This is a genomic window from Streptomyces sp. NPDC051364, assembly GCF_040682115.1.
Lineage (GTDB): Bacteria > Actinomycetota > Actinomycetes > Streptomycetales > Streptomycetaceae > Streptomyces.
Map to the genome: position 1 here is coordinate 778,191 of NZ_JBFBAH010000001.1, position 17,961 is coordinate 796,151.

Here is a 17,961-nt window from a genome sequence, read left to right on the forward strand (position 1 = left end):
TATAGACCAGGTGGCCGATCTGGCCAGAGCTTTCGCTGTTTCCGGTTCATGAATTCCGCATATCGGTGAATCTGCGCCGTTGAAATCCGGCCACCGTCCGCCCTGTTGTGCCGCGGGAGGGCCGTCAGCGCAGGATGCCCTCGATGAACTCCGAGCCGATCCGGGCGACCTTGCCCAGATCCAACTGGTGCTGGACGTACCGTCCTTGGCGCCAGGTGTGCAACAGGCCCGCCTTCTTCAGCGCCGACAGGTGCCGCGAAACCTCCGGCGCCGTGATCCCGTGCACGGTCGCCAGCTCGCTCGTCGTGTACGGGGCCCGGGCCAGACTCCGGCACAGCATCATCCGCATCGGATGGGCCAGCGCCTCCATCCGCCGCTGGAGCAGCTCCACCGAGCCCGGCTCGGGCAGTTCGGGGGAGCGGATCGGATAGTGGACCACCGGCATCCAGCCGGGCGCATGCAGCACCAGCAGATGCGGCCAGCCGAAGTTCGTCGGCACGAAGACCAGGCCGGGGCCTATCTCCGGATCGATCGCGGTCGCGGAGCCGTGGACCATCTTGTCCACGGTGATGGTCGTGGCGGCCTCGTCGACGCTCAGCGCCGGCGACACCTCGTGCAGCGTCGCCGCCAGTCCCTTGCGGCGCAGGAGCTCCGCCTTGTGCCGGGCGTCGGCGCTCTGCTGCGGCTCGATCCGCCGCCAGGTCTCCGCGAAGAACGCCTCGTCGCATTCCTCCATAAGCCGCCGCAGCCACACCCGTACGGACGCCGTGTCGTCCAGCAGCCGCAGCGAGAAGTCCAGCTGGCGCGGGCCACGCGCGGCGGCCGTCTCCAGCGCCTTGGCACGGGCCTGCGGGTTCTTCAGCGGGGAGGGCCCGCCGCCCTCGTTGTACAGCGCCAGCCAGCAGTGCTCCAGGGCGGCCATCACGAACCGCTCGTCGTCCATCCGGTCGAGTACGTCGAGCTCCTCGGACAGGGTCGTCGCGGGCAGGCCGCTGCCGCCGGGGATGCCCGCGAAGGCCATGAAGATGTCGGAGAACGAGCTGCGCCACATGAAGTCGCCCTCCAGCAGCCGGTCCGCGAGGCAGGGCTCGAGCGCGGCCGAGGTGGCGGTGGTCCAGGAGGCGAGGCCGGGGTGGTGGGCGGGCTGCGAGAGTGCGTGCAGCGTCATGCAGAGCTCGGAGAGCGGTGAGGGTGCGAAACGGATGCGCTCCGCGGGGAGCCCGGCGATGTCGATGGTGACGCTCATCGGCCCATTCTGACCTGTCGGACCCCTGTGACCTGGACTGACACGGGTCGATTGACGAGGAGCGTCAATCGTCGTGCGGGGTTGCCCGAGCAGGTTCAGGGTGGAGGCATGACAGCGATCGAGCAGTACCTCATCGACACCTACCGGGCCTCCCAGCACGGGGCCCCGATGCCCCCGCCGCCGGGCCGCGACGACGTCGCCGTCCTGCGGGCGGTCCGGACGTACGCCCAGTTCCAGGCCGTCGTCGACGGCCGGGCGGCCCGCCACCCCTGGTGGGCCGCTCTGCGCCGGCTGACCCACGTACACGGGCGCACGTGATGCGGCCCGGTCAGCGGTCCCGGCCCGGTCAGCGGTCCCCGGGATGGAAGTCGATCTCGTACGCGATCTCGGAGCGGCGGTCGGCGACCACGATGTCGGCGGTCTCCACCGCCCGGCCGTCCGTCGCGTAGTACGTCCGCTCGATCTCGGTGATCAGGTCGCCGACGCTGATGCCGAGCAGATTGGCCTGCCGCTGGTTCGCCCGCGCCGGGCGGGGGACCTCCAGCGAAGAGGAGACCAGCACGCCGATCGAGCGCATCCGCTCGATGACCCCGGCGCCCTTGAACGGGCCCGCCTCCGGCAGGACGACCGGAGTGCCGTTCGTGACCGCCATCGGCTCCCAGGACTCGCAGATCTCCACGGGCCGGCCTTCGGACAGGAACTCGTACGTGGTGAGCACGCACGGGTCGCCCGGCGGGACGGCGAGGCGCTCCGCGATCCGCTCCGGTGCCGGCGTACGGGCCGCGGAATGCGACTCCCAGGTCACGCCCGCGCCGCCGAGCCCGGCCAGCCGGCGCCGCCGGGAGCGGACTATGCGCAGCCGCTCGCGCGGTTCGCACCGGTACGTGCCCGAGCCGGCGCGGCCTTCCAGGAGCCCCTCGATGATCAGCAGCTCCAGCGCGCGCTGCGTGACGCTCTGCCCGACCGCGTACTCCACGGCGAACCGGGACCGCGACGGCAGCTTGGCGCCGACGGGCCACTCCTCGGCCCGGATCCGCGCGCGCAGCGCGTCGGCCACCTTCAAGTACGCCGTGTCCCGGGCCATTTGAGCCGTCCTGTGCCTGTCGACGAGTTGGGCCCAAGCTAATTCATCAGGTCCAACCCGAGTCTTCAGAACGGCGATGAGTGATAGGGAGCTGCGGCGCCACCCGCCGGGAGGCCGGGCGGGCGGCGCGCAGCAGCCTCAGTCGAAGTTCGGCGCGTTGCGCTCGTAGACCAGGCGCAGCCCGATCAGCGTCAGCCACGGCTCGTGGTCGTCGATGACCGAGGACTCGCCGAGGACCATCGGCGCCAGGCCGCCCGTGGCGATCACGCGGACGTCGCTCGGGTCGCCGTGCGGGCCGGCCAGCTCCTTGGCCATCCGCGTGACGACCCCGTCGACCTGACCCGCGAAGCCGTAGACCACGCCCGACTGCATCGCCTCGACCGTGGACTTGCCGATGACGTTGCGCGGCCGCGCCAGCTCGATCTTGCGCAGCTGGGCGCCCCGTACGCCGAGGGCCTCCATCGAGATCTCGATGCCCGGGGAGATCACCCCGCCCACGTACTCGCCCTTCGCGGACACTGCGTCGAACGTGGTCGCCGTACCGAAGTCGACCACGATCGCCGGGCCGCCGTAGAGCTCGACGGCGGCGACCGCGTTGATGATGCGGTCCGCGCCGACCTCCTTGGGGTTGTCCATCAGGATCGGCACGCCCGTCTTGATGCCGGGCTCGACCAGCACCGCGGGGACGTCGCCGTAGTAGCGGCGGGTCACCTCGCGGAGCTCGTGCAGTACCGACGGGACCGTCGAGCAGATCGCGATGCCGTGGATGCCGTCGCCCAGCTCGCTGCCGAGCATCGGGTGCATGCCCATCAGGCCCTGCATCAGGACGGCCATCTCGTCGGCCGTGCGGCGCGGGTCGGTGGAGATGCGCCAGTGTTCGACGATCTCGTCGCTGTCGAACAGGCCGAGCACGGTGTGGGTGTTGCCGACGTCGATGGTCAGCAGCATTACCGCTCCTCGCGCAGGTCCAGGCCGATGTCCAGGATCGGGGACGAGTGCGTGAGCCCGCCGACCGCGAGGTAGTCGACGCCCGTCTCCGCGTACGTACGGGCGTTGGCCATGGTCAGGCGGCCCGAGGACTCCAGCACCGCGCGGCCGTGGACCAGCGCGACGGCCTCCTCGGTCTCGATCGGCGTGAAGTTGTCGAGCAGGATCAGGTCCGCGCCCGCGTCCAGGGCCTCGCGCACCTGCTGGAGGGTGTCCACCTCGACCTCGATCGGCAGGTCGGGGAACTGCTCGCGGACGGCCTTGAACGCCTCCGACACACCGCCCGCCGCGATCACGTGGTTGTCCTTGACCAGCGCCGCGTCCGACAGCGACATCCGGTGGTTGACGCCGCCGCCGCAGCGCACCGCGTACTTCTCCAGGGAGCGCAGGCCCGGCGTGGTCTTGCGGGTGTCGCGGACCTTCGCCTTGGTGCCCTCCAGCTCGTCGGCCCACTTGCGGGTCGCCGTCGCGATGCCCGACATCAGGCACAGCAGGTTCAGCGCGCTGCGCTCGCCGGTGAGCAGGTCCCGGGTACGGGCCTTGACCGTCAGCAGCACCTGGCCGGGCTGCACGCTGTCGCCGTCCTCGACGTGCCGCTCGACCTCGAACTCGTCCTCGCAGACCACCGAGAGGACGGCCTCGGCGACGCGCAGGCCGGCGACCGTGCCCGCCTCGCGGGCGGTGAAGTCGGCGTGCGCGACGGCGTCCTCGGGGACGGTGGCCACGGTGGTCACGTCGACCCCGCCGTCCAGGTCCTCGGAGATCGCCATGTGGGCGATGTCCTCGACCTCGATCGGGTCCAGGCCCGCGTCGGCCAGCAGCTGGGCCAGCGCCGGGTCCAGGCCGCTCTCCTCGCCGTCGCCGCAGCCGCAGTCGTCGCCGCAGCCGCCCGCGGACTCGTCGAGGAGCGGCAGCTCCGCGTGCTCGTGCTCGTGGTCGTGCTGTTCGGGGGTGCTCACGATGACTGCTCCTGGCTCAAAGGGTGCTGTACGGACGGAAAGCCCGCGGAGTCGGTGGGGGTGACGACCAGCGCCCGCTTCTCGGCGGCGGACAGCCGGACGACGAGGTGGCGGCGCCAGGCGGCGTCGTCCCGGTCGGGGTGGTCCTCGCGCCAGTGGCAGCCGCGGGTCTCCTCGCGGCGCAGGGCGGCGGCGACCAGTACCCGGGCCACGCACAGCAGGTTCGTGGCCTCCCAGGTCTCGGTGCCGGGCACGGCGGTCTTGCCGTCGTGCTCCAGCGCCGTCAGGGCCGTCGCGTAGAGGTCCTCGAGGGCGGCGGCCGCCGTGCGCAGGGACTCGGCGGAGCGGAGCACGCCCGCGCCCTGCGTCATGATGCGCTGGACCTCGTACCGCGCCTCGGCGGGCTGCAGCGGGCCGGTCGCAGGGACCGGGATGCCCGGGCCGTTGCCGGCGGGCGTGCCCGCGACGATGTCGTCGGCGATGCGCTCGGCGAAGACCAGGCCCTCCAGCAGGGAGTTGGACGCGAGCCGGTTCGCGCCGTGCACGCCGGTGCACGCCACCTCGCCGCACGCGTACAGGCCGGGGACGGTGCTGCGGCCGTGCAGGTCGGTCCGTACGCCGCCGGAGGCGTAGTGCGCGGCGGGCGCGACCGGGATGGGCTCGGTCACCGGGTCGATGCCGTGCGCGCGGCAGGCGGCGAGGATGGTCGGGAAGCGCTGCTCCCACATCTGTGCGCCGAAGTGCCGGGCGTCCAGGTACATGTGCTGCGCGCCCTGCTCCTGCATGCGGCGCATGATGCCCTTGGCGACGATGTCGCGCGGGGCCAGCTCGGCCAGCTCGTGCTGTCCGACCATGAAGCGGACGCCGTCCCCGTCGACCAGGTACGCGCCCTCGCCGCGGACCGCCTCCGACACCAGGGGCTGCTGGCCCTCGGCGTCCGGGCCCAGGAAGAGCACGGTCGGGTGGAACTGGACGAACTCCAGGTCGGAGACCTCGGCCCCGGCCCGCAGGGCGAGCGCCACCCCGTCGCCGGTGGACACCGACGGGTTGGTGGTGGCCGAGAAGACCTGGCCCATGCCGCCGGTCGCCAGGATCACGGCGGGCGCGTGGACGGCGCCGACGCCGTCGTGCTGGCCCTCGCCCATGACGTGCAGGGTGACACCGGCCGTACGGCCCTGCGCGTCCTGCAGCAGGTCCAGTACGAGGGCGTTCTCGACGGTCTCGATGCCGGCCGCCTGGACGGCCTCGACCAGCGCCCGGGAGATCTCGGCGCCGGTGGCGTCGCCGCCCGCGTGCGCGATCCGGCGGCGGTGGTGGCCGCCCTCGCGGGTCAGCTCTATCTCGCCGGTCTCGGCGGAGGTGTCGAAGACCGCGCCGGTGGCCATGAGCCGGCGCACGGCGTCCGGCCCCTCGGTGACGAGGAGCCGTACGGCGGCCTCGTCGCACAGCCCGGCGCCCGCGACCAGCGTGTCGTCCAGGTGCTGCTCGGGGGTGTCGCCGTCGCCGAGGGCCGCGGCGATCCCGCCCTGCGCCCAGCGGGTGGAGCCGTCGTCGAGCCGGGCCTTGGTGACCACGACCGTACGGCGGCCCCCGGCGGCGCAGCGCAGTGCGGCGGTCAGGCCGGCGACGCCGGAGCCGACGACCACGACGTCGGCGTCGACGGCCCAGCCGGGGGCGGGGGCGTGCAGCCGTATGCCGGTACCGGCGGTGCCTGTGCCTGGGGTGCTCACGTGTGTGCTCCGAACTCCAATGGGATGTTGTCGATCAGCCGGGTCGTCCCCACCTTCGCGGCGACGGCCAGCACGGCCTGCCCGGTGAAGTCGGGGCCGACATCGGTGAAGTCCTGCGGATCCACCAGTGCCAGATAGTCCAGCAGCAGCGGCGGGTCGTGCCGGCCCGCCTCCTCCAGGACGTGCCGGGCGGCGGCCCGTACGGCCCCCGGCAGGCCGGTGCCCGCGGCGGACGCGGCGGACGCGGCGGACACGGCGTGGGCGTCGGCGGAGGCCCGGATCTCGCCGAGCCGGGCCAGGGCGGTGGCCCGCTCGTCGCTGGCCGGGGAGGCCTCGGCGCGGGCGCGCAGCGCGGCCTGCGCGGCGAGCCGGTCCTGCCCGGCGAACAGGGCGCGGGACAGGGCCAGGGCGGTACGGCGCTCCTGGGCGGAGAGGTACCGGTTCCGGGACGACAGCGCGAGCCCGTCCCCCTCGCGGACGGTCGGTACGCCGACCACCTCGACGGGGAAGTTCAGGTCGGTGACCATCCGCCGGATCAGGGCGAGTTGCTGCGCGTCCTTCTGGCCGAAGAGGGCCAGGTCGGGGCGGGTGAGGTGGAGCAGCTTGGCGACGACGGTGAGCATGCCGTCGAAGTGGCCGGGCCGGGTGGCCCCTTCGAGGCACTCGCCCATCGGGCCGGCGCTGACCCGCACCTGGGGGTCGCCGCCGGGGTAGACCTCGTCGACGGCCGGGGCGAAGACCGCGTCGGCGCCGGCCTCCCGGGCGATCTCCAGGTCGGCGTCGAGGGTGCGGGGGTAGCGGTCGAGGTCCTCGTTCGCCCCGAACTGCAGCGGGTTCACGAAGACGGTGACCACGACCTGGCCCTGGGGCCCGGCCTGTTCGCGGGCCGTGCGGATCAGGGTGGCGTGGCCCTCGTGGAGGGCGCCCATGGTCATCACGACGGCGCGGGGACCTTCTGCGGTGCGCGGGAGCTTGTGCAGCTCCTCGGCGGTGTGCAGCAGCAGCTCGGTCACTGGTCCCCACCCTCGGGATCGGCGAGCACGCCGAGCAGGTCCTCGGCGAGTTCGGGCTTGAGGAGGCCGTGCGCGAGGGCCCGGTCGGCGGTGGTGCGGGCCATCGCCAGGTACCCGGCGACCGAGGCCGGGGCGTGCTTGCGCAGCTCCGTGATGTGCGCGGCGACCGTGCCGGCGTCGCCGCGGGCCACCGGGCCGGTCAGCGCCGCGTCACCCGAGCGCAGGGCGTTGTCGAGGGCCGCGCCGAGGAGCGGGCCGAGCATCCGGTCGGGGTGCTCGACCCCGGCCTTGTGCAGCAGCTCCATGGCCTGGGCGACCAGGGTGACCAGGTGGTTCGCGCCGAGGGCGAGGGCCGCGTGGTAGAGCGGACGGTTTTCCTCCGCGATCCACTCGGGCTCTCCGCCCATCTCGATCACCAGGGCCTCGGCCGCGAGCCGCAGCTCGTCGGGGGCAGTGACGCCGAACGAGCAGCCGGCGAGCCGCTGGACGTCGACCTCGGTGCCCGTGAAGGTCATCGCGGGGTGCAGGGCCAGCGGGAGCGCGCCCGCGCGGCGGGCGGGGTCCAGCACGGCGGTCCCATACCGCCCGGAGGTGTGCACGAGGAGCTGGCCGGGCCGGACCGCGCCGGTCTCGGCGAGCCCCTCGACGAGCGACGGCAGCGCGTCGTCGGGCACGGTCAGCAGCACCAGGTCGGCCAGCTCCAGCACCTGCGCGGGCGGTACGAGCGGCACGTCGGGCAGCATCCGCTCGGCGCGGCGGCGGGAGGCGTCGGAGACGCCGGACACGGCGACCGGCCGGTGCCCGGCCTGCTGGAGCGCGCAGGCCAGCGCGGGGCCGACCCGGCCGGCGCCGACGACGCCGACGGTGAGCCGGGCGGGGCGCGGTTGCTGGGATGAGTTCACGCGGGGAGGGCCTTCCGTTCCAGTCCGCGGGGGGTACCGGACGATACGCCGCCATGCTAGCCCCTGGGCGTGTTGACCGGTCGGCGATGATCGGGGGCATGACTGGTGACGACGATCTGACGAAGCGGCTGGTGGCGGCGGGACGCGGGGCCGAGCGGATGCTCTCCCGCAGCCTGCGCGAGGCGACGGTCGGTGAGCTGCTGTCCGGTCTGGCGGCGCCGGATCCCGACGAGCCGGCCGACCTGTACGGGGACGGCGTGGTGACCCGGCTCGAGCGACGGGTCGCGGAGCTGCTGGGCACCGAGGACGCGGCGTTCTTCCCGTCGGGGACGATGGCCCAGCAGATCGCGCTGCGCTGCTGGGCGGGGCGGACCGGGAACCCGGTGGTCGCGCTGCACCCGATGAGCCATCCGGAGCTGTGGGAGGGCGGTGCGCTGTCGCTGGTCTCCGGCCTGCGGACGGTGCACCCGACGAAGGACCCGCGCCAGCCCACGGCCGAGGAGGTCGCGGAGCTGCCCGAGCCCTTCGGCACGCTGATGCTGGAGCTCCCGCTGCGCGACGCGGGCTTCCTGCTCCCCACCTGGGAGGAGCTGGAGGCGCTGGTCGACGCGGCCCGCGAGCGGGACGCGGTGGTGCACTTCGACGGGGCCCGGCTGTGGGAGTCGACGGTGCACTTCGGGCGGCCGCTGCCGGAGATCGCGGGGCTCGCGGACTCGGTGTACGTGTCCTTCTACAAGTCCCTGGGCGGTCTGAGCGGCGCGGCCCTGGCGGGCTCCTCCTCGCTGGTCTCGGAGGCGAAGGTCTGGCGCCACCGGTACGGGGGCCAGATCTTCCGCCAGTTCCCGCAGGCACTGTCGGCGCTGGCCGGCCTGGACCGGGAGCTCCCGCGCCTCCCGTCGTACGTGACCCAGGCGCGCGTGGTGGCGGCGGCACTGGGGTCCGCGCTGGAGTCGGCCGGGGTCCCCTGGTTCCGGATCAACCCGGAGACCCCGCACACGCACCAGTTCCAGGTGTGGCTGCCGTACGAGGCGGACCGGCTGACGGAGGCGGGGATCCGCCTGGCGGAGGAGACGGGCACGGTCCTCTTCCGCAGGTGGTCTGCGACGGTGGTCCCGGGCGTCTCGGCGACGGAGCTGGAGATCACCTCCCCGGGCCTCACCTGGACCCCGCAGGACGTGACCGAGGCGGTCGAGGCCTTCACGGCCTGCCTTCACCCGTAACCGGCGCCGCCAAGGGGGCCCCTTGCGGCGCGGGGAGACGGGACCCGGGGGTGGCCAATGCAACGACGATGTACCGAAATCCGCCGAACTCGCCTGTGCCGGGCCCCCTCGGAGTTACCGTCCCTCCACGGGAAACAAGGAGCCGTCCCCCGGAGGAGACACACCATGACCGCTCACCCCGCCTGGCAGAAGTCCACGTACTGCGGCGAAGGAGACGCCTGCGTCTACGTCTCCGCGGCCCCCGGCCACCTCGTCCGCGTGGCCGACCGCGCCGACCCGGCGCATCTGATTCTGGCCACGACCCAGTCCGCCTGGGCCGACTTCCTTGACGCCGTCAAAGCGGACGGTTAGGCGTCGGCGCGCCCGGAATCATGCCGCTCAGGGGATTTTGTCCGATTAGCGCGTATCTTCGGCCCATGCCCACGCCCTACGGATCCCGCGGCGGCATGGCGTTCAGCGCCGCCGAGCTGCACGTGCTCAGGCGAACGCTCGCCCACGCCCTCCAGCAGTCCTCCACGGCCCCCCTGACGACCTCCGAGGTCCAGGACTGCCTGCGCCTCGCGCAGTCGGTGGACGACGCGGTCCAGGAGGCGGGGCGGCTCAGAGAGTTCCTCCTCGCCGACCTCGTCCGCTACCGCGGCGCCCTGCCCGGCAGCCTCTCCGGGTACCTGGAGCTGCTCCAGGACGCCCTGGCCGCGGGGTACGAGCCCGCACCGGACGACCTCGCGGCCCTGCGTGCCCTGCGGGCCAACCCGGTCGCGGCGGCGCTGCTGGCCCGCTGCCAGGACGTCGCCGAGCGCTCCGTACGGCGGCGGCTCTCGATCACTCCTGCGCCCCGGACCCGGCTGCTCGCCCTGGCCGGCGGCAAGGACGCCAAGGGCGTCGGCGAGGCCAAGGACGGCAGGGACGGCAAGGAGGAGCCCGCCCGGCCCGCACCGGCCCCCAAGGAGCCGCCGCGCCCCGAACGTCCGTCCGAGCGGCCCATCCCGACCCCCGGCGAGGTGTTCCCGCCGCGCCGCAAGCCCACCCCGCCCCCGGCGGACGGGCTCGCCGTCGGGTAGCTACGCTGGGGGCATGGACTACGTTTCCGCGCTCGTGCCCCCCGTAGTGATGGCCGGCTTCTTCATCGCCCTCGTCGTGACGATCGTGAAGAGCCAGGGCGGCGCCAACAAGGCCAAGGAAGACGCGGCGGTCGACGCCGTGATCGCCCGCGCCGAGGCCGCCCGGCAGTCCCAGCCCGGGAAGTAGCGCCACAGCCGGCCGGACAGCCGGACAGACTCAGGCAGACCGGCAGGGCGTACGGCTTCGAGAGCCGTACGCCCGATTTTGTTGAGCGTTGCGTTCCGAATGGCCGGGCAATTCCGCACATTCCGCACTATCGTGCTGTTGTGCCTCGCCCCCTGGGAGAACTCGAAGACGCGGTCATGACGCGGGTGTGGCAGTGGAACCGCCCGGTCACTGTTCGTGAAGTCCTGGAAGACCTCCAGCAGGAACGGTCCATCGCGTACACCACCGTCATGACGGTTATGGACAATCTCCATCAGAAGGGCTGGGTCCGCCGGGAAGCCGAAGGCCGCGCCTATAGATATACCGCGGTCTCCACCCGCGCCGCCTACTCGGCCGCACTGATGAACGAAGCCTGGTCGACGAGCGACAACCCCGCGGCCGCTCTCGTGGCCTTCTTCGGCATGATGTCCGCGGAACAGCGCGACGCCCTCCGGGACGCCTTCCGCATCGTGGGGTACGACGACGAGTCGGCCGCCGAACCGGCTGCGGAGCCGGCGGCCGGGGCGACCACCGGGCCTGCGGCGGAGCCCCCCGCCGGAGCCCCTGCCGCGGCACCGCCCGAAGTCCCTCCCGCCGAAGGGGACTCCGCCGGGCGCGGGGCCGAGTCGGGGCGATAGCGTCCGGGCATGGGTGAGTTTTCCGCTGCAGAGGCAAAAACAGTGACGATCCGCCGTGCCCGCACCGGCGATGTTCCCGCGCTGCGGCGCCTGCTCGACCAGTACGTGCAGCAGCGGATCCTCCTCGACAAAGCCCCGGTCGTCCTTTACGAGGACATCCAGGAGTTCTGGGTCGCGGAACACGACTCCGATGGCCAGGTGGTGGGCTGCGGCGCTCTCCACGTCATGTGGGAAGACCTCGCCGAAGTACGCACTCTTGCGGTCGACCGCGAGTTGAAGGGGGCCGGAGTCGGCCATCAGCTGCTCGGGCAGTTGTTGGACACCGCCCGCGCGCTGGGCGTTCGGAAGGTTTTCTGCCTGACCTTCGAAGTGGACTTCTTCGCGAAGCACGGCTTCGTCGAGATCGGCGAGACCCCGGTCGAGACGGATGTCTACATGGAGCTCCTGCGTTCCTATGACGAGGGCGTCGCCGAGTTCCTCGGCCTCGAACGAGTGAAGCCGAACACCTTGGGCAACAGTCGGATGCTTCTGCACCTCTGAACGATCACGGCGGCTTTTCCCGTGCTCCGCGCACCTGTGGCCTATGTCCGAATCGCGCACGTTTCCCTCCGCGTTGCGGTCTCGAACCTCTCCCCGGGGGTTTGTGTTTTCCAGGGAAAAGCGGTTTCCTTTCCGCGTACTGCTTTTCGATGAAAGGAAATCCCGGTGGCACAGAAGGTTCAGGTCCTTCTTGTCGACGACCTCGACGGTGGCGAGGCGGACGAGACCGTGACGTTCGCTCTGGATGGCAAGACCTACGAGATCGACCTCACCACCGCCAACGCGGAGAAGCTGCGCTCCTCGCTTGCCGACTACGTCAAGGGCGCCCGCCGCACCGGTGGCCGCGCTTCCGGCGGTCGCGCCAAGACGCGGACGGCCGCGACGTCCGGCAACCCGGACACCGCCGAGATCCGCGCGTGGGCCAAGGCCCAGGGCATGAGCGTCAACGACCGCGGGCGCGTCCCGCAGGAGATCCGCGAGGCCTACGAGAACCGGGCCTGACCCGTCAGGGTCTGACCCGGCAGGCCCGTACAGGGTCCGGCCGCGGCGCTCCTCAGGGGCGTACGCCGCCACAGGCGCGCCCGGTGGCATTCCGTCGCCGCCGCGGCGACCAGGCGTACGAGATCGGGCCCGGCACCACCGTGCCGGGGACCGGCACCCTGCCCCGGACCGGGCAGGGACGGCAGCAATGCCTCACACCCCTGCTCGGGGGGTCGCAGCCACACGGCGGCCCCCCGGGGACTTCCCTCGGGGCGTCCCGGGGGAACCGGAGCCGTGATCCGGCCGCCGGCACCCAGGGCGGTGAGATCGAGGGCGACCCCGCCCCACTCCAGCCAGTCGAGCAGACCCTCCAGCTCGTCCGCGCTCCCCGCGGCCACCAGGAACCGCATCCTGCGCCCCGTGAGCGCCACCGGACCCGTGGCGACCGGCCTGCGCAGCAGCTCCGCCCCCGCATCGGCCGGCAGCTCGAGTACGTCGAACCGATCACCGGTGACCAGCTGCGCGGGCGGCCCGCCCGCGACGGTCCAGCCGAGCACCTCCTCGTACCAGGACGCGTACGCGTCCCCCAGCGAATCCGCGGGTGAATCCTCGGGCGCGACGCGGGGCGGCGGAACGGTGACGGCCATGCCCGGAGCAACTCCGAAGGGGCTTCGGAGTTACGCAGCGCGTCGGTATCAATGCGGAACGTAAACATCCGGCGGGGTGGAGTCCCACATTCGGGACGCAATCGTGTTCGCCCGTAGCGGAGGGAACCGGTGCCACCGGCATGGAGTGTCGGTCCTTACGGGTAAGACATTCCTAGTGGATCGGGGCGACACGCTGTTTCGGGCAGCTTCCGTTCGCCATCGGCGTACACGTGTGACGGGTATCTGCCTGGCCTGCGGGAACATCGTCTCGCACCATCGGGTTGGAGCAGTTGTCGGCAGTTGAAGCCGGTTTTCCCCACGGACGTGGGGGTGAGCCGTGGACGGATGTCGGCAGTTGGAATGAGCTGTCCCGCCCCGCGGGACTAGCATGCGGAAGGACAGGGCGGGGACCGACCCCGAACTGCCCGACCGCTCTGAGGAGCGATAAACGATGTTCGAGAGGTTCACCGACCGCGCGCGGCGGGTTGTCGTCCTGGCTCAGGAAGAAGCCCGGATGCTCAACCACAACTACATCGGCACCGAGCACATCCTCCTGGGCTTGATCCACGAGGGTGAGGGTGTCGCCGCTAAGGCCCTGGAGAGCCTCGGGATTTCGCTCGAGGCTGTTCGCCAGCAGGTTGAGGAGATCATCGGTCAGGGGCAGCAGGCCCCGTCCGGCCACATCCCCTTCACTCCGCGGGCGAAGAAGGTCCTGGAGCTTTCGCTCCGAGAGGCCCTCCAGCTCGGCCACAACTACATCGGCACCGAGCACATCCTGCTCGGCCTCATTCGCGAGGGCGAGGGCGTCGCCGCCCAGGTCCTGGTGAAGCTGGGCGCCGATCTCAACCGAGTCCGGCAGCAGGTCATCCAGCTGCTCTCCGGCTACTCCGGCGGAGGCAAGGAGTCGGCCACGGCCGGCGGCCCGGCCGAGGGCACCCCCTCGACCTCCCTCGTCCTGGACCAGTTCGGCCGCAATCTCACGCAGGCCGCCCGCGAATCCAAGCTCGACCCGGTCATCGGGCGCGAGAAGGAGATCGAGCGGGTCATGCAGGTCCTGTCCCGCCGTACCAAGAACAACCCGGTCCTCATCGGCGAGCCCGGCGTCGGCAAGACCGCCGTCGTCGAGGGCCTGGCCCAGGCGATCGTCAAGGGCGAGGTCCCCGAGACCCTCAAGGACAAGCACCTCTACACGCTTGACCTGGGTGCCCTGGTCGCCGGTTCCCGCTACCGCGGTGACTTCGAGGAGCGCCTGAAGAAGGTGCTCAAGGAGATCCGCACCCGCGGCGACATCATCCTGTTCATCGACGAGCTCCACACCCTCGTGGGTGCGGGTGCCGCCGAGGGCGCGATCGACGCCGCCAGCATCCTCAAGCCCATGCTGGCCCGTGGTGAGCTCCAGACCATCGGTGCCACGACGCTGGACGAGTACCGCAAGCACCTCGAGAAGGACGCGGCCCTCGAGCGCCGCTTCCAGCCGATCCAGGTGGCGGAGCCTTCCCTCCCCCACACGATCGAGATCCTCAAGGGCCTGCGCGACCGCTACGAGGCCCACCACCGCGTCTCCATCACGGACGAGGCTCTCGTCCAGGCGGCGACGCTGGCCGACCGGTACATCTCGGACCGCTTCCTGCCGGACAAGGCGATCGACCTGATCGACGAGGCCGGCTCCCGGATGCGCATCCGCCGGATGACCGCGCCGCCGGACCTCCGCGAGTTCGACGAGAAGATCGCGGGCGTGCGCCGCGACAAGGAGTCGGCCATCGACTCCCAGGACTTCGAGAAGGCGGCTTCTCTCCGTGACAAGGAGAAGCAGCTGCTGGCGGCGAAGGCCAAGCGCGAGAAGGAATGGAAGGCCGGCGACATGGACGTCGTCGCCGAGGTCGACGGCGAGCTCATCGCCGAGGTCCTCGCGACCGCGACCGGCATTCCCGTCTTCAAGCTCACCGAGGAGGAGTCCTCGCGACTGCTCCGCATGGAGGACGAGCTCCACCGTCGGGTCATCGGCCAGAAGGACGCCATCAAGGCGCTCTCCCAGGCGATCCGCCGTACCCGTGCGGGTCTGAAGGACCCGAAGCGCCCGGGTGGCTCGTTCATCTTCGCCGGCCCGTCCGGTGTCGGTAAGACCGAGCTCTCCAAGACGCTCGCCGAATTCCTCTTCGGCGACGAGGACGCGCTGATCTCCCTCGACATGTCGGAGTTCAGCGAGAAGCACACGGTTTCCCGCCTCTTCGGTTCGCCCCCCGGCTACGTGGGCTACGAAGAGGGCGGCCAGCTCACCGAGAAGGTGCGCCGCAAGCCGTTCTCCGTCGTCCTCTTCGACGAGGTCGAGAAGGCCCACCCGGATATCTTCAATTCCCTTCTCCAGATCCTGGAGGACGGTCGCCTGACCGACTCCCAGGGCCGGGTCGTGGACTTCAAGAACACGGTCATCATCATGACGACCAACCTGGGTACCCGGGACATCTCGAAGGGCTTCAACCTCGGCTTCGCCGCCGTGGGCGACACCAAGACCGGTTACGACCGGATGAAGGCGAAGGTCAACGAAGAGCTCAAGCAGCACTTCCGGCCCGAGTTCCTCAACCGCGTCGACGACACGGTCGTCTTCCACCAGCTCACCGAGGAAGACATCATCCAGATCGTCGACCTGATGATCGCGAAGGTCGACGAGCGCCTCAAGGACCGCGACATGGGCATCGAGCTGAGCGGTGACGCGAAGCTCCTGCTCGCCAAGCGCGGCTACGACCCGATCCTGGGTGCCCGGCCGCTGCGCCGGACCATCCAGCGCGAGATCGAGGACATCCTGTCGGAGAAGATCCTCTTCGGCGAGCTGCGCCCCGGTCACATCGTGGTCGTCGGCAAGGAGGGTGACGGCGAAGAGGCCAAGTTCACCTTCCGCGGCGAGGAGAAGTCGGCCCTGCCGGACCTCCCCCCGATCGAGGCCACGGGCTCCGGCCCGGACCTGAGCAAGGGCGCGTAACCGCCGACCGCGGGTAGAGCGACAAGGGGCGGCCCCGGAACCGAAAAGGTTCCGGGGCCGCCCCTTTGGCTTGCGTGCGCGGTGACAAGCCGCACAGGGCAAATCGGACCTACTAGGACGACTCGTAGATCGAGTGTCCGTTTTGCCCCGTCTGGGCCATGCCCTCGGCCCAGCGGGGACGCGGTCAACCGGCTGCGTCACACCTTCACGGCCTACGAGCCCCGGTAGTAATCGGGACGTTTGGGGATGCGGGGGGACACGGGTTACCAAGGATGGGCAAGCCCGGCATCCGCTTCCCAGCGTGCCGGGTGACTTCATGCCCGCACCGTCCTTGTCCCCGGCCCGGAGGTCTCCTTACATGTTCGCGAAGCGCGTCAGCACCCGTCGTACCCGTCTCGCCATCGGCACCACCGCTCTCGGTGCGGTCCTGGCTCTCGGGGCCGGGACGACCGCCGCCTTCGCCGACACGGCCCCGAAGACCGCTGCCAAGGCCTCCGTGGCCGCCGCGAAGACCGTCGCCTGGCAGAAGCCGGTCGCCAGCTACACGCTCTCCGCGACCTTCGGCAAGGGCGGCAGCATGTGGTCCCACAAGCACTCGGGCCAGGACTTCGCCTGCGCCGTCGGCACCCCGGTCAAGGCCGCCTCCGCCGGCGTCGTCGTCAAGGCCGGCCCGAACGGCGGCGGCGACGGCCCGGCGTACGGCAACGCCATCGTGATCAAGCACGCGAACAACACGTACTCGCAGTACGCGCACCTCTCGAAGATCAAGGTCCGGATCGGCCAGAAGGTCTCCAAGGGCACGCAGGTCGCGCTGTCCGGCAACACCGGCAACTCGAGCGGCCCGCACCTCCACTTCGAGATCCGGACCACCCCGAACTACGGCTCGGCCGTGAACCCGGTCGCGTTCCTGCGCAACGCTGGCGTCACCGTCTGAGCCCTCTGACCACGGTCAGTACAGGAGCCAGGAGCCCGTCGGCTTCGCCGCCGCGTCGACCCTGCCCGGCTTGAGGGTGTCGATCTGGGCGGGCGAGAGCACCACGTCGTAGGTCTGCACGGTCTCCATGGCCCCGCTCCACGGCGCGGTCCACTTGTCCTCGTGGCGCGAGCGTGCCAGCTGCAGCGGGCCCTGAGCCTGGAAGACGCCCGGGACGGGGGCCTCGCCGGTCTTCTTGCCGTTGACGTAGAGGGCGATCTGCTTGCGCTCGGCGTCGTAGGTCCCGGTCAGGGTGGAGAAGGTCTTCTCCATCCTGGGGCTCTCGCCGGTCACGGTCACCGCGGTCGCCTCGGCGCCCTGGTCGCCCGTCTGGACGCGGAAGACCCAGGTCGGCTTGCCGTTCACCTGGTCCAGTCCCAGCTCGAACGAGAAGGACTTCTCGTTGCCCTGGCTGACGGCGATCTGGCGGCCCTTCGGGGCGCGGTTCCAGACGTGCGCCGAGACGGTGAAGCTCTTGGACGTGTCCACGACGCTCTTCGCGGACTCGGCGTACGAGTTCTCGTTGCCCTTCGTCCGGATCTCGAAGCGCTTCTCGATCGGGAAGACCCCGGCGTCCGGGCCCATCTTCAGCGGGGCCTTTCCGCTGCGGTCCCGGATCTGCGTCGGGTCGTCCTTGACGGTCGGGGTGTTGTCGACCGGGGTCTTGCTCTTCGACCCGCTGGGGGAGGGCGTGGCCGGCGCGGTCGGGGACGGCGTGTCGTCCTTCGCCTCGTTCTTGCCCTTGTCGTCGCCGCCCAGCAGCAGGAACGTTCCACCCCCGGCGAGCAGCGCCAGTACGGTCACCGCGGCGCCGATCATCCACAGCCGCTTCTTGCGCTTCTCGGCCGCCGAGCGGTCGGCCATGGCCTCCCAGTCCGGCTGGTCCGGCTGCGGCGCGAACGGCCCGGGGAGCCCGGGGCCCGGAGCTCCGGGCGCGGCCGGGCCGGCCATGTTCGGGAGCCCCTGGGCCCACTGCTGCGGCGCGGCATCCGGGGCAGGGGCCTGCTGGTGCTGGTGCTGGTGCTGGTGCTGGTGCTGGTGCTGGTGCTGGCCGGGCTGCGCGCCGGGCTGAGCACCCGCCTGCGGGTAGCCGTAGCCGCCGCCGTCCGCGGGCGCGCCCGGCGGCGGGCCGAAGCTGCCGCCGCCACCCGGCGCCGGGGTGCCGGGCGGGTAGCCGTAGCCGGCCGCGGAGGCCGGCGGGACCGGCGGGAACCCGTAGCCCCCGTTCCCGGGGGCGGGCTCGGGCTGCGGGTTGCTGGGGGGATTCGTACCGTCGGTCATGCCACGGATGCTAAAACA

19 protein-coding genes are annotated in these 17,961 nt (G+C 71.4%); 10 read left to right on the top strand and 9 right to left on the bottom strand.

The genetic code is table 11. The features are described from left to right. Window positions 1–124: 124 nt before the first annotated feature. The gene (locus AB0M76_RS03705; protein WP_365951324.1) at window positions 125–1,246 is read right to left on the bottom strand and encodes a DUF5937 family protein; all 1,122 of its coding nucleotides are present in this window, start codon (window positions 1,244–1,246) and stop codon (window positions 125–127) included. A 108-nt stretch (window positions 1,247–1,354) separates the two neighbouring features. On the opposite strand from AB0M76_RS03705, the gene AB0M76_RS03710 reads away from it, so the two are divergent. Beyond that, entirely contained in the window at window positions 1,355–1,564 is a 210-nt protein-coding gene (locus AB0M76_RS03710) for a hypothetical protein (RefSeq protein WP_365951325.1), read from the top strand. Between the two features lie 28 nt (window positions 1,565–1,592). On the opposite strand, the gene AB0M76_RS03715 is transcribed toward AB0M76_RS03710, so the two are convergent. The 6 genes from AB0M76_RS03715 to AB0M76_RS03740 all read right to left on the bottom strand — a co-directional run bounded on the left by AB0M76_RS03715 (window position 1,593) and on the right by AB0M76_RS03740 (window position 7,921). Next, a complete protein-coding gene (locus tag AB0M76_RS03715) occupies window positions 1,593–2,330 on the bottom strand; it encodes a GntR family transcriptional regulator (RefSeq protein WP_365951326.1) in 738 nt (245 codons plus the stop codon). A 138-nt stretch (window positions 2,331–2,468) separates the two neighbouring features. Further along, the gene (locus AB0M76_RS03720) at window positions 2,469–3,278 is read right to left on the bottom strand and encodes a type III pantothenate kinase (protein ID WP_365951327.1); all 810 of its coding nucleotides are present in this window, start codon (window positions 3,276–3,278) and stop codon (window positions 2,469–2,471) included. Continuing rightward, complete coding sequence (nadC, locus tag AB0M76_RS03725; RefSeq protein WP_266672829.1) at window positions 3,278–4,231, bottom strand: carboxylating nicotinate-nucleotide diphosphorylase; 954 nt, start codon at window positions 4,229–4,231, stop codon at window positions 3,278–3,280. The genes AB0M76_RS03720 and nadC overlap by 1 nt, the downstream gene beginning before the upstream one ends. 41 nt (window positions 4,232–4,272) lie before the next feature. Then, entirely contained in the window at window positions 4,273–6,006 is a 1,734-nt protein-coding gene (locus AB0M76_RS03730) for an L-aspartate oxidase (protein WP_365951328.1), read from the bottom strand. Next, window positions 6,003–7,019, bottom strand: a complete 1,017-nt coding sequence (panC, locus tag AB0M76_RS03735; protein WP_365951329.1) for a pantoate--beta-alanine ligase — start codon at window positions 7,017–7,019, stop codon at window positions 6,003–6,005. Before panC ends, AB0M76_RS03730 begins: the two co-directional genes overlap by 4 nt. Then, window positions 7,016–7,921: a DUF2520 domain-containing protein gene (locus tag AB0M76_RS03740; RefSeq protein WP_365951330.1), complete on the bottom strand. Its 906-nt coding sequence runs from the start codon at window positions 7,919–7,921 to the stop codon at window positions 7,016–7,018. Before AB0M76_RS03740 ends, panC begins: the two co-directional genes overlap by 4 nt. A 98-nt stretch (window positions 7,922–8,019) precedes the next feature. Between AB0M76_RS03740 and AB0M76_RS03745 the strand changes: the two genes are divergently transcribed. The 7 genes from AB0M76_RS03745 to AB0M76_RS03775 all read left to right on the top strand — a co-directional run bounded on the left by AB0M76_RS03745 (window position 8,020) and on the right by AB0M76_RS03775 (window position 12,086). Beyond that, window positions 8,020–9,141, top strand: coding sequence for a beta-eliminating lyase-related protein (locus tag AB0M76_RS03745; RefSeq protein WP_365951331.1), 1,122 nt, complete (start codon window positions 8,020–8,022; stop codon window positions 9,139–9,141). A 165-nt stretch (window positions 9,142–9,306) separates the two neighbouring features. Next, window positions 9,307–9,492 (top strand): DUF397 domain-containing protein, encoded by a 186-nt coding sequence (locus AB0M76_RS03750; protein ID WP_266626844.1) that lies wholly within the window; start codon window positions 9,307–9,309, stop codon window positions 9,490–9,492. A 65-nt stretch (window positions 9,493–9,557) separates the two neighbouring features. Continuing rightward, window positions 9,558–10,202, top strand: a complete 645-nt coding sequence (locus AB0M76_RS03755) for a hypothetical protein (RefSeq protein ID WP_365951332.1) — start codon at window positions 9,558–9,560, stop codon at window positions 10,200–10,202. Window positions 10,203–10,215: 13 nt separating this feature from the next. Next, window positions 10,216–10,389 carry a hypothetical protein gene (locus AB0M76_RS03760; protein WP_030300685.1) on the top strand — a complete coding sequence of 58 codons (174 nt, stop codon included), beginning with the start codon at window positions 10,216–10,218 and terminating at the stop codon, window positions 10,387–10,389. A 140-nt stretch (window positions 10,390–10,529) separates the two neighbouring features. Continuing rightward, entirely contained in the window at window positions 10,530–11,045 is a 516-nt protein-coding gene (locus tag AB0M76_RS03765; protein ID WP_365951333.1) for a BlaI/MecI/CopY family transcriptional regulator, read from the top strand. Window positions 11,046–11,054: 9 nt separating this feature from the next. Continuing rightward, complete coding sequence (locus tag AB0M76_RS03770; RefSeq protein ID WP_365951334.1) at window positions 11,055–11,585, top strand: amino-acid N-acetyltransferase; 531 nt, start codon at window positions 11,055–11,057, stop codon at window positions 11,583–11,585. Between the two features lie 165 nt (window positions 11,586–11,750). Next, window positions 11,751–12,086: an Lsr2 family protein gene (locus AB0M76_RS03775; RefSeq protein WP_365951335.1), complete on the top strand. Its 336-nt coding sequence runs from the start codon at window positions 11,751–11,753 to the stop codon at window positions 12,084–12,086. On the opposite strand, the gene AB0M76_RS03780 is transcribed toward AB0M76_RS03775, so the two are convergent. Next, the gene (locus tag AB0M76_RS03780) at window positions 12,068–12,712 is read right to left on the bottom strand and encodes an SCO3374 family protein (protein WP_365951336.1); all 645 of its coding nucleotides are present in this window, start codon (window positions 12,710–12,712) and stop codon (window positions 12,068–12,070) included. The genes AB0M76_RS03775 and AB0M76_RS03780 overlap by 19 nt on opposite strands. A 451-nt stretch (window positions 12,713–13,163) precedes the next feature. Between AB0M76_RS03780 and AB0M76_RS03785 the strand changes: the two genes are divergently transcribed. Then, on the top strand, window positions 13,164–15,689 hold the full coding sequence (locus AB0M76_RS03785; RefSeq protein WP_365951337.1) for an ATP-dependent Clp protease ATP-binding subunit: 2,526 nt from the start codon (window positions 13,164–13,166) through the stop codon (window positions 15,687–15,689). 358 nt (window positions 15,690–16,047) lie between these two features. Next, entirely contained in the window at window positions 16,048–16,623 is a 576-nt protein-coding gene (locus AB0M76_RS03790; RefSeq protein WP_365951338.1) for a M23 family metallopeptidase, read from the top strand. Between the two features lie 15 nt (window positions 16,624–16,638). Here the strand turns inward: AB0M76_RS03790 and AB0M76_RS03795 are convergent, their stop codons facing one another. Beyond that, the gene (locus AB0M76_RS03795; protein ID WP_365951339.1) at window positions 16,639–17,943 is read right to left on the bottom strand and encodes a LamG domain-containing protein; all 1,305 of its coding nucleotides are present in this window, start codon (window positions 17,941–17,943) and stop codon (window positions 16,639–16,641) included. Between the last annotated feature and the right edge of the window lie 18 nt (window positions 17,944–17,961).